This is a genomic window from Aliiglaciecola sp. 2_MG-2023, from assembly GCF_030548145.1.
In the GTDB taxonomy this organism is placed as follows: Bacteria; Pseudomonadota; Gammaproteobacteria; order Enterobacterales; family Alteromonadaceae; genus Aliiglaciecola; species Aliiglaciecola lipolytica_A.
On record NZ_JAUORY010000015.1, the window covers coordinates 103,828 to 115,573 of the forward strand.

Below are 11,746 nucleotides of genomic sequence, written 5' to 3' on the forward strand. Positions count from 1 at the left end.
AGTATTGTCATGAATTCAAAACCCTTATCTAACTTTGTTTTATTGTTTATCGCTGTGATGTCTTTAACCATACTAACAGCCTTTACCGCAGGAGCTGCCGAGTTGCAATCAGCGCCAGATTTCACCTTGAAAAGTAATAGCGGTGAAAATTTGCGACTTGAAGAGCAGCAGGGCAATGTGGTCATAGTCAATTTTTGGGCTTCTTGGTGTGCTCCTTGCCGTGAAGAGTTACCGCATTTTGATGCTATGCAAAAAGAATATGAAGATCTTGGTTTTACCGTTTTAGCCGTGAATGTTGATGAGTACCCTGAAAAAGCGAATAACTTGCTCAATGACATTCCCGTTAGCTTTCCGGTCTTGTTCGATAATCAGGATCAAGTGAGCAAGCTTTATGATGTAAGAGCAATGCCAACGACTGTGATAATCGACCGTGATGGTAATAAACGTTTAACCCATTACGGTTATAAAAGCGGTGACGAAGCTAAGTATGAGAAGGTCGTTAAAGCGCTACTTCGAGAGTAAGCACTTACTTTTATAATTGGCTAGATTTTAAAAAATAAAATACACAAGGATTGATGATGAAAAAACAACTGCTTCGATACAGTATGGGTGGCTTGATTTTCACCAGCGTGCTGTTTGTCAGCGGCTGTGCAACTTCCATTGAGCCATGGGTGAAGCCCTATGAACGCGACAATTTGGCTGACCCAATTATGAGTGCAAATCGCAATCCTGTATCTTTTAGTTATACAATGCATGCGTTCCAAGCGCGCGAAGGTGCTCGTGGTGCGGAAGGCGGTGCTGGTGGTGGTTGTGGGTGCAACTAGGGTGAACACTAATATGAACAACCCCAAGCTTGTTATTTACATCCTAATGCCATTGTTGTTGATGGTTTCTAGTACCAGTTACGCAGCAGTTTTACCGCAAGAACGTGCTGATGTGATGTATCACTCCTATGAAGGCGATGGTATGTCCATTGATGGCCCATCGGTGTTGGTGCGCAAACAAATCGGTAATAAAGTGTCGGTTTCAGCAAACTACTATGTAGACATGATTTCCGGCGCATCCATCGATGTATTAGCCACAGCCAGTCCTTACGAAGAAGAGCGCACTGAACATAGCGTGGGGGTTGATTTCCTTCACAATAAAACCTTAATGAATCTTAACTTTACCAGCAGTTCCGAAAACGATTTTGAAGCTCGGTCGGTGCATTTTGGTATTTCTCAAGATTTTTTCGGCGACTTAACCACTTTAAGCATGGGTTATTCAAAAGGTTGGGATGAAGTGGGCAAACGCGGTGATGACAATTTTCTTGAAGAAGCTGAACGTCAACAATTTCAATTCGGTATAACCCAAGTACTCACAAAAAATATGATTGTTGGTATCAACTTCGAAAACATTTCAGACGAAGGTTACTTAAATAATCCCTATCGTGCAGTGCGTTATGTTGATCCGACCGCCGATCGGGGATATCGTTTCGAAACGGAAGTTTATCCAAATACCCGTACCAGTAACGCCGCCGCAATCAATCTGAATTACTATTTACCTTATCGAGCCAGCATTTATGGTGAAGCGAGAGTCTTTTCAGATACTTGGGGAATAGATGCCAATAGTTACAAAATTGGTTATATCCATACCTTTGGTGACAATTGGATTTTGGATTTACGGGTTAGGCAATATCAACAAGGTAATGCTGATTTTTATCAAGATTTATTTGCTCGCAGCGCTGAATTTAATTTTCGTGCCCGTGACAAGGAAATGAGCTCATTTAAAAATACCTCTGTTGGTTTGAGTGTCAGCTATGAATACCGATTTTCTCAGAGTTCTTGGGTAAAAAAAGGTACGATAAATTACGAATTAGACCATCTGCGCTTCCAGTATGATGACTTTAGAAATGTTTTGGCCGATGCACCTGTTGGTGAAGAACCTTTATTTGAATTTTCTGCCAATGTGACACGCTTATATGTGTCGTTTTGGTATTAGGGAACGAGATGAAACTGATGACTTTACGCACTTTTATGCTGACTACTTTATTGTTCTCGATTGTATTTCAAAGCAATGCGCAGCAATCAGATGTCACTGAACAACAGACGGTTGCAAAGCAATTACAACAATTAAGAAAAGAAGTGATTGCGCTTAATCGAGATTTGTTTGTACTTGAGGAAGATTTGCTTTTCCCATCAAGCACTCAACTTGTGGTGTACCTTTCCGTGGATGTAGGTACTTACTTCAAGTTAGATGCGGTGGAATTGAAAATTGACGACAAAGTCGTAACCGAATACCTCTACACAGACCGTCAAGTCGATGCGCTCTACCGTGGTGGTGCGCAACGCTTACATATTGGCAATTTAGCACAAGGGAAACATCAGATTAGTGCGTTTTTTATTGGCTTAGGTCCACAAGGGCGTGAATTTAAAAGAGCGACTAGCTTAACCTTCACTAAAGACTCCGATGCCAAAGCGTTGGAGCTCAATATTAATGACCAAACTGGGAAGCAGCAACCTGAGTTTACAGTGGTAGAACTTTAGTGATTGGAATTTTGTTCAATGGTTAAAAAGTTTTTAATCCTACGAAATTCAATGTTGTCAGTGTTCGCCTGGCTGATGCTCAGTGGACCGGTTTTGTCGGCACAAAAATGTGACACCGTCTTAGTCGATAAAGCATATCAAGAAATTTTGTATTTCTACTTCCAACACGACTTCTATCAAGCCTTAACCCAATTTGAGATACTCCAACAAGCCTGTCCCGACTCGTTATCAAAAATTACCCAGCCAGGAGTCGATCCGCAGCTACTCAAAGGTGGCATTAGCTTAGCTTATGGCCTAGATGACCAAGCGGCTGAGATTTTTAATCAGTTATTGACTAAAGCCGCAACCTTGGAGACACAAACTCAAGCTTGGTTTTTGTTAGGTAAATCATTGTTTGAAAAGCAGCAATACCAAGCTGCATCGACTATTTTGAATAAGATCAATATAGATAATGCTGACCAATATCTACAAACACAAGACAAAGACCAATGGTTATACATGCAAAGTCAGCTGTTCAATTGGCAGACCAGCCAATCTATTACTGTGGCTCGGGACAACAGCTATTGGTTAAATGAATTATCTGATGATTCGGTTTTTCGCCAATACGTGATTTATAATCAAGGTTTGCATCAACTTCAATCTAATCAGTATGTGCAAGGGATTGAAACCTTAGAACAAATTGGCTTATCCGATAGCAGTTTTTTGGACGACTTGCTAGGTGGATGGTGGTCACCGTTAACCGTAGTCGACCAAACTGAAACCGATGCACTGCGAGACCGAGCTAATCTAACAATTGGCTATGCCCATCTTAAAAATCAGCAAGCATTAAATGCATTAGACGCCTTTAATCGAGTTCGACTTGATAGTTTAGATTCTGACTCAGCATTACTTGGTTATGGTTGGGCTGCCGCGCAAAGAGAAGAATATCAAATCGCTTTATCGGCTTGGCAACGTTTACAACAACAACCGCGCAGCAACGAATATGTAATGGAATCGTATTTGGCTTCAGCCTATGCGTTTGAACAGGCATTTGCACCGACTCAAGCATTGGATAATTTACAGCGAGGATTAAAACGCTTTGCCCTAGAAAAAGATTTTTTACGTGCCCATCAACAGGAAATTGACGACCAATATTTTATTCAATTGGCGAAGACCAAGGATTGGTCACTGCAAATACCTGCCCATTTATCATCGATAATGCTCAGTAGCGCATTTCGGAATAAAATAGCTTGGCTGGAAGAGAGTTTAACTCTGCAAGCGCGGTTTGAACGCTGGCAACAGCAGCTTGATACATTCAGTCTAATGTTGGATGAGCGTCAACAAGAAGCGCAGTCACGACAGCAGGCCCTTAAACAAAACGATTTATTGTCTAAATTGCAACAATACCAAATGTTACGAGATTCGCTGCAGGCGAAGTTAGTACAATCTTCAACTGAGCCCAAAATATTAGCCGAGCAGCAAGAGCTGGGTTGGCAAGCACGACTTGAACGCGCTCAGCAACGACATAAAGATGTTAGTGATGCTTGGTTAACGTTGAATAAAAAACCTTTGAAACCTCTCTATGCAGACCGTCTAAAACGGTTAGAAGGAATAATGATTTGGAATGCTTCTGAGTCTTACTCTAAAAGACGTTGGCAAGCACAGAAATTGTTAAATGAATTGGATGAATTGATTGCGCAAACCGCACAACAGCAAGCACAACTCATCGCTCGACTAAATCAGACACCTGAATACCCTGCGCAGCGACAACGGATCGCACAACTACAAGAAAATCTTGAGGTGCAGCAGCGACGCAATCAATCTATACAAAGCCAACAGTTGGCAAGTTTAAATTTGTTATTTGTGGAACAAATAAACCAACAAATTGCGCAATTGGAAAGTTATGAGTTACAGGCCCAGTTAGCCGTAGTAAGACTTAACGATAAAGCCTATAGAAAAGCCGAAGCTGACAAACAGGGGGCAAAACAATGAGCCAACCTGTTTATTTTTCACGACTATTTTCAGTCCGTACGCTTCGTTCGTTAGTCTTGCTTATCAGTACTTTTTATTTGCTCGCGTGTGCAGGCATGTTTGACGAACCACCAGCGGTCAATTCTGTGGAAAAACGTAAAACGCTGGGCGAATTCTACTTTGAGCCTGTGACTTTGAATCATGACCCCTTGCCCGATCAGGGACTAAAGACATTGCGCGATGCGTACGTGAGTTTACTGGATATCGTCGAGGATCAAGAAACCATAAAAATCGTACAATATCGTCTGGCGGATTTAGAAGTATTGCTCGCTGAGCAACAGCAAGAGGTTGGTTCCGCTCCCATGGATAGGGGGGTTTATGACCTTGCAATTGCCCAATATCAATCAATTTTGGAACGTCATCCTGAACAAAAGGAAAATGCAGAGGTTCTTTATCAATTAGCCAAGGCCCATGATTTGCAAGGTGAGTCGCAGCAGAGTTTGCAAGTAATAGATAGGCTTTTAAGTATATACCCTCACACCCTTTATTTAGCTGAATTGCAGTTCAGACGCGGTGAAATTCTATTCAACAATAAAGATTACAGTGCGGCTATTCAGGCTTATCAGACCGTGCTCGAGCAAGGCCCTTATACTGACTACTTCATGACCGCAGCCTATATGTTGGGCTGGAGCTATTTTAAAGTCGAACTTTATCAAGACGCGTTATTGGCCTTTACTCAACTACTGGATCAAAAATTACCCAATAGCGTGATAGATTTTCAGATGTTGAGACAATTGAATGCTGAACAGCAATTAGAAAAGTTGCCGGTTGGAGAAAAGCGGCTAGTCAACGATAGTATTCGTATCATGGCGCTGCTGTTTTCATATCAAGGCGCTGAGCAAAGTATTAAAGCTTTCTATCAGCAAGTAGGCGAACGCCATTACGAAAATTTAGTTTACGACCGTTTAGGCCAACAATTTTTAAACGAAGATCGCTTTAGAGATAGTGCTTTAGTGTATCGAGGTTTTACTGACGTTCATCCAGAGCATAATCAAGCGCCGGTGTTTGCGGTAAAACAAATTGATGCATACATTATTGGTAAATTCCCAACATTCGTATTACCGGCCAAACAAGATTTTGTTGACCAATACGGTATTAACGGACCATTTTGGCAAGATTGGGGACAACTGATTCAAGAAGAAGTAAAACCTTTCTTGAAAGCTTATATTCAAGAACTTGCGCAGTACGAACATAGTAAAGCGCAATTGTTAAGCAAGGCCGCCAATCAACCAACGGAAGAGCAGTTAGATAAGGTAGATGACAATCGTCAAAAAGCACAAATTGCTTACGCTCAGGCGGCTAGTTTGTACCGCGAGTTTATTGAAACCTTTCCTCACGATGACTTAACTCCGCAAATTACCTTCAATTTGGCAGAAAGCTTATTTGAAGCTCAAAATTATCAACAAGCCATCACCGCCTATGAAAGATATGCTTATGAATATCTTAATGAACCCAGAGCTGCAGAAGCAGGTTATGCGGCGATTTTATCATTTAGGGCTCTACGAGAAACCTTGACTGATGTTGCCGCGCAACAACACTGGCAGGATGAACAACTTGCTAGCCAACAACAATTTGTCAGTCGATTTAGTGATGATCCTAGAGCCGTGGATGTGCAGTATGACACCATGCAGCAGCTATTTGATTTACAACGTTATTTACCAGCAATCAAAAGCGCAGAAGTTGTTTTGTCTTGGCAGCCAGAGGTCAGTGAGGAACGAAAAATGGCCGGTCAATTAGTGATTGCCCATAGTGAGTTTGCGCTGCAACAATATCAACGAGCTGAATTGAGTTACGAACAAATTTTGGCTGAATTAAACCAAGATGACCCTCTTTATAAGGACATGCTTGAACGATTGGCCGCCAGTATTTATAAACAGGCGGAAGGGAATCTCGCAAAACAATATGTCGCCTTAGCAATCGAAGACTTTTTGAGAGTCATTGCCAAGGCTCCTACCAGTAGCGCACGTGTTAACGCACAATATGATGCGGCAACCTATTTGATGGAATTGAAGCAGTGGCCAGAAGCAATAGGGTTGTTAGAAGACTTCAGAGTACGTTTTGCAGCCCATTCGTTGGCTGAAAACATACAAGATAAACTGATATTTGCCTATCAACAAAACCAAAACTGGTTGCCTGCCGCTAACGAATTGAAACAATTGTGGCAAGCCAATCCAGATTCAGAAGAAGGTCGCGAAGCTCTGTATATTGCTGCCCAATATTATCTCAAGGCCGAGCAACGGGATGCTGCACTTGATAGTTATCGCACCTATGCTCATCGTTATCCGCTGCCATTTAACCAAGTCACTGAAGCACGTTTTCAAATGAGTGAGTTTTATGCGCAAAGCAACGAACAGGCGAAACGACGATTTTGGCTCAAAAAGCTAATTCAAGGTGATGGGCAAGCGAGTGAAGCCCGCACAGACCGTTCACGCTATCTTGCAGCAATGGCTTCTATGGTCTTTGCTGAGGATGACGTACAGGCGTTCAACCGCGTCAAGTTATCCTTGCCCTTGAACAAGAGTTTAACTAAAAAACGCCAAGTATTAGATAAAGCGCTCGATTCTTTAAATGCAACACTGGAATACAAAATCGCTGAATTTAGTACAGTGGCTAATTTTAAAATTGGTGAAATATATGGACAGTTAGCCCGGGACCTAATGGACTCTGAGCGACCTAAAGGCTTGTCTGAGTTGGAATTGGAGCAATATAATATTCTTCTTGAAGAACAAGCCTATCCGTTTGAAGAGCAGGCTATTGGTATCCATGAAGCGAATATTCAGCGCACTTGGCAAGGGGTATACGATCGCTGGGTGAAGGAAAGCTTCGATGCGTTGCGTAAACTGTTACCTGGCCGTTATAACAAACAAGAACAGTTATCGGAGGCCACCAATGCGATTTTCTAACGCGCAGGTAACGAACAAATTTTGGCATTCTGTTGGCTGTTTTTATGCACTATTGGGCTTGATTGTGTTGTTACCTGGTTGTGCCAGTATGGACAGTCTTTTTAGCTCGCCATCGACCTCTGAATCTGCGTCTCAGGAAACGTTGAGTGAGCAACAAACTAATAGCAATGCTATAACCCCAGAAGTTGCCCCTTTGGATCCCATGCAGGTCAAGATTTTAGCATTAAAATCCCAACCAAATTTATATTTGTCAGGCTCTACTGCGGTAAAAGCGTCAGTTAAATACCAATTTGACCAAGCCCTTGCCGCGAAGCAGGCGGGAAACCTCAAACAGGCCAACCAGTTATTGCAAAAATTGATTAGCCAAGAACCCACATTATCCGGTCCTTGGGTACAGTTAGGTGATCTGAAAATGCAACAATTTGCAGACACCGAGAATAACCACGAAGAACAAAAAAAAGCCTATTTAGTTGCTGCTAAGGCGGATTATGAAACGGCCCTTGGCTTGAACCAACATAATTATTTTGCGCATAATCGTTTAGCCAAAGTATTCCGAGAAATGGGCGAGTTTGAGCTAGCTGAACAGCATTATCAATATGCTATTAGCAGTTATCCTGCTTATGACAATGCCTATTTAAACTTGGGAATATTGTATGATTTGTATCTGGGTAAAAAGCAACTAGCACTTGAAAACTACGAGCTTTATCAAGGGTTACAGGACAAGCCTAAACGACAAGTTAGGGGCTGGATAGCTGATTTACAGCGGCAGATTGCAAAATCTCAAAATGGAGTTAACAAATGAAAATTAGACCCAAAATGTTAAGCTTCTCATTCATTACTTTGTTCAGTTCTGTTAGTGTGTTTGCGCAATCTGAGCAGCAACCCTTAGATACTAATCAAGACGAGACAAAATCCAATCAAATAGTCACTGAGGTAAACGGAAAAATACTGATCCAAGATACAATTCGAGGTAATAGGGAACAGCCAAGAGTGTTATCAATTGTGCCTTGGCAACCTCCGCGAGATAAGGCATCCCTACCGAGCCCTTTTGTAAAACGAATAGAACAAGACTTTATGCCGTTAGATCGTGAAGAGTTCACCCGCAAAGTGGAACACTTTGAACGCGCTACGGGTAAAAAATAAAACAATAACTGGCTAACAGCCGAGTAGTAAGTTATTAAAATGATTAACTGTGTGGATAATCACATACGCTAAAAACAGACAGTAATGCGTAGACTGTCGGTATTGCAAAATTAAGGTAATTTTATGGATATTATAGTTCGCTTCTTTCAAGAAGGTGGTTCCTTTATGTTTCCCATTGCTGTGGTTCTGGCATTAGGAGTCGCTATCGCAATTGAGCGCTACGTGTTTTTAAGCAAGGCGAAAAAAACCAATCAAAAAGCATTCAAGTTAATCGAACCTATGTTGGAATCTGCCAACTATGAAGGCATTTTGAATTTTGGCAAAACGAATAAAGCGCCCATCAGTCGCATCATTGGCGCCGGTATCGCCAGAATGTCGTTGAGCCAACGCCGTGAAGATATTGAATACGCCATGGAAGAGGGCTTGATGGAGACGACGCCGCGTTTAGAGAAGCGCACAGCTTACCTAGCTACATTGGCGAATATATCTACTTTGTTAGGCTTGTTAGGGACTATTATTGGTCTTATCGCTGCGTTCTCAGCCGTTGCAACTGCCGATCCATCAGAAAAGGCTAGCTTACTTTCACAAAGTATCTCTGTGGCCATGAATACAACTGCATTTGGCTTGATAGCGGCTATTCCGCTGTTGGCTTGTCATTCTATATTGCAAACTAAAACCACTGAGATTATTGATAGTATGGAAATGGCTGGGGTGAAGTGTTTAAACACCTTGATGGGACGCCAGGCAATTTCTACCCGTTCACGTAACACGGATTAATTCCATATGTTGGGCAGAAAAAAACGTCTGCAAAAGCAGGATGCGGAATTAGATATCACTTCATTTATGAATTTGATGATAGTTTTAGTGCCTGTGTTACTGATGATGATGGTGTTTTCTCGAATCACCGTTTTAGAACTGACGTTACCAGAACTTGGTGAAGCCTCAGAGCAAACTGATTTGGATGAAGAAGACAAACAGTTGGAAATTATCGTGCGTCACTCTGGTCTCGAAGTTTTTTATCCCCAAGGATATTTAGTTAAATCGATTCCAAACTTGGATCAAGAGTATGATTATGAAGCGCTGCAATATGTGTTAAAACAAATTAAACAAACGCTCAAAAATCAAGAATTGGAAAAGAACCAAGCCACATTGTTGCTAGAACATGACATACCTTATCAGGTCATAGTGGCATTAATGGATACCACCCGTTCATATGAAGACGTCGTAGTGGCATCTGTGGTTCAAGCTGAATTGTTTCCACAAATTTCATTGGGTGATGCGCCACTAGAAGACGTTTCTAACCAATCGAACCAAACCCCATAGCAGAGGATTAGCGATGAAAAAATCAGTACGCGCCTCTCGCATGGAGAGACATCACAAGCGCATGGCACAAACGTCCAAACTAAGTTTGGTATCGTTAATGGATATTTTTACGATTCTGGTATTTTTCTTAATGTTTAATGCATCAGATGTGCAGGTTTTACAAACTGATAAAAGTGTTAAATTGCCAGAATCTACAGCCGATACGGCAGCCCAAGAAACCTTAGTTTTGCTGGTAAATGCCCAGCATATTTTACTGCAAGGTCAAAAAATGGCTGACGTTGCTCAGGTGATGTCACAATCTGATGAGATCATTCCTGCACTCGAAAAAGAGCTAACCTATCAAAAAAGTCGCACAAAAATTATTGCGGTTGACAGCAGTGAAGAACAAGATCCAAATGAGATTGCTCGAGCGATTACCATAATGGGTGATCAGGCTATTCCTTACAGTTTACTTAAAAAAATAATGCAAACTTGCGCGCAAGCGGGCTATACCAATATATCTCTTGCGGTAGCGCAACATCTACCAGCTGAGGGGGATAAATGAGTTCCCTAAGTCATTATCAGTTTAGAAGCCAGTTGCCCTGGTCTTCTAGTGAGCAGGAAAACAAATTTTTCAGCAAATTAACCATTGGGGTTTTAGCGATTACCTTTATGCTGGCCCTAATCGTTAAATTGCAGCAGTTACCAGAGCAAACCCGAGAAGAAAAGGAGCGGGTTCCGCCCCAGTTGACTAGAATTATCGAGGCTCAAAAAGTTGAACCACCTAAACCTATAGAGCCGCCTAAACCCATTCCGGAAGAGATTCCTGAGGTTAAAAAAGAGCAGCCAAAAGAACCGCCCAAGCCACCAAAGCCAGAAAAAAAGGCAGAAAAACCGAAAGAAAAACCGCAACCTAAAGTCGAGGTGAAAAAACCAACTGACGCAGAATTAGCCAACCAAGCTAGGGAAAAAGCCAGTCAAAGCGGTTTGCTACAATTTACCGATGATTTGAACAGTATGCGTGAGCAAGCCAATATAAATAATTTGGCGGATACCGAAATGATCAAAGGTGCAGGCAAAACTAATGAACAGCAACGTGCTTTTGTGGGCAAAAAAGTGGCAGATAAAAGTGGCGGTTTAAACACCAGCGATTTATCAACTGACGTGGGAGCAAGAGGCCAATTAGCTGGCCGTAAAACCACAGAATTTGATGCCCCCAATGAAGGTTTAGCGTCTCTTGCTGCTAAAGAGCTAGTCACCGAAGATACTGTGCTAGGCAGTCGAGATATTGAATCGATTCGTAAAGGTTTTGATGTCAACAAAGGTGCCTTGTACACCATTTATCGTCGAGCTTTAAGAGATGATCCCAGTTTACAGGGAAAAATTACGGTTAACCTCGAAATCGCCCCTGATGGTTCTGTGACCAAAGTAAAACTGGTATCTAGTGAATTGGACTTTCCAGAGTTGGAAGAAAAGTTACTTAATCGGATTCGATTGATGAACTTTGGTGCTGATCAAGTAACCGCTACGATTTTGGATTACTCCTTAGACTTTTTCCCATTTTAATTCTCAATATCCTGCAGCACGGGCTTTAGCTCGCGGTAAACAATTCAACCTATCCACGGCATAAATGCCGTGCTACTAATGTCCTGTAGCATGGGCTTTTGCCCGTGGCGTATACGATTCAAACAAATCACGGTATAAATACCGTGCTACTAATGTCTGTAGCACGGGTTTTCGCCCGCGGTGACCAATTCAACCAATCCACGGCATAAATGCCGTGCTGCTAATGTCTGTAGCACGGGCTTTAGTTCGCGGTAAACAATTCAACCAATTCACGGCATAAATACCGTGCTACTAATG

The 11,746-nt window shown here is 42.0% G+C and carries 12 protein-coding genes; all 12 read left to right on the forward strand.

The genetic code is table 11. The features are described from left to right. The first annotated feature begins 9 nt into the window (after positions 1-9). The 12 genes from Q4567_RS15060 to Q4567_RS15115 all read left to right on the forward strand — a co-directional run bounded on the left by Q4567_RS15060 (position 10) and on the right by Q4567_RS15115 (position 11,449). Complete coding sequence (locus Q4567_RS15060; protein ID WP_216047543.1) at positions 10-522, forward strand: TlpA disulfide reductase family protein; 513 nt, start codon at positions 10-12, stop codon at positions 520-522. An 83-nt stretch (positions 523-605) separates the two neighbouring features. Beyond that, on the forward strand, positions 606-824 hold the full coding sequence (locus Q4567_RS15065; protein WP_252728931.1) for a DUF4266 domain-containing protein: 219 nt from the start codon (positions 606-608) through the stop codon (positions 822-824). Between the two features lie 13 nt (positions 825-837). Continuing rightward, positions 838-1,980, forward strand: a complete 1,143-nt coding sequence (locus Q4567_RS15070) for a DUF3570 domain-containing protein (protein WP_216047541.1) — start codon at positions 838-840, stop codon at positions 1,978-1,980. 8 nt (positions 1,981-1,988) lie between these two features. Next, on the forward strand, positions 1,989-2,525 hold the full coding sequence (locus Q4567_RS15075) for a hypothetical protein (protein ID WP_252728914.1): 537 nt from the start codon (positions 1,989-1,991) through the stop codon (positions 2,523-2,525). Positions 2,526-2,576: 51 nt separating this feature from the next. Then, the gene (locus Q4567_RS15080) at positions 2,577-4,496 is read left to right on the forward strand and encodes a hypothetical protein (protein WP_303500924.1); all 1,920 of its coding nucleotides are present in this window, start codon (positions 2,577-2,579) and stop codon (positions 4,494-4,496) included. After that, complete coding sequence (locus Q4567_RS15085; RefSeq protein WP_303500925.1) at positions 4,493-7,438, forward strand: tetratricopeptide repeat protein; 2,946 nt, start codon at positions 4,493-4,495, stop codon at positions 7,436-7,438. The genes Q4567_RS15080 and Q4567_RS15085 overlap by 4 nt, the downstream gene beginning before the upstream one ends. Continuing rightward, positions 7,425-8,240 carry a M48 family metallopeptidase gene (locus Q4567_RS15090; protein WP_216047538.1) on the forward strand — a complete coding sequence of 272 codons (816 nt, stop codon included), beginning with the start codon at positions 7,425-7,427 and terminating at the stop codon, positions 8,238-8,240. Before Q4567_RS15085 ends, Q4567_RS15090 begins: the two co-directional genes overlap by 14 nt. Then, a complete protein-coding gene (locus Q4567_RS15095) occupies positions 8,237-8,581 on the forward strand; it encodes a hypothetical protein (protein WP_216047537.1) in 345 nt (114 codons plus the stop codon). The genes Q4567_RS15090 and Q4567_RS15095 overlap by 4 nt, the downstream gene beginning before the upstream one ends. Positions 8,582-8,704: 123 nt before the next feature. Then, positions 8,705-9,358, forward strand: a complete 654-nt coding sequence (locus Q4567_RS15100) for a MotA/TolQ/ExbB proton channel family protein (protein WP_216047536.1) — start codon at positions 8,705-8,707, stop codon at positions 9,356-9,358. Positions 9,359-9,364: 6 nt separating this feature from the next. Next, positions 9,365-9,904 carry a biopolymer transporter ExbD gene (locus Q4567_RS15105; protein ID WP_216047535.1) on the forward strand — a complete coding sequence of 180 codons (540 nt, stop codon included), beginning with the start codon at positions 9,365-9,367 and terminating at the stop codon, positions 9,902-9,904. 13 nt (positions 9,905-9,917) lie between these two features. Next, complete coding sequence (locus tag Q4567_RS15110) at positions 9,918-10,448, forward strand: biopolymer transporter ExbD (RefSeq protein WP_303500927.1); 531 nt, start codon at positions 9,918-9,920, stop codon at positions 10,446-10,448. After that, positions 10,445-11,449 carry an AgmX/PglI C-terminal domain-containing protein gene (locus Q4567_RS15115; protein WP_216047533.1) on the forward strand — a complete coding sequence of 335 codons (1,005 nt, stop codon included), beginning with the start codon at positions 10,445-10,447 and terminating at the stop codon, positions 11,447-11,449. Before Q4567_RS15110 ends, Q4567_RS15115 begins: the two co-directional genes overlap by 4 nt. The last annotated feature ends 297 nt before the right edge of the window (positions 11,450-11,746 follow it).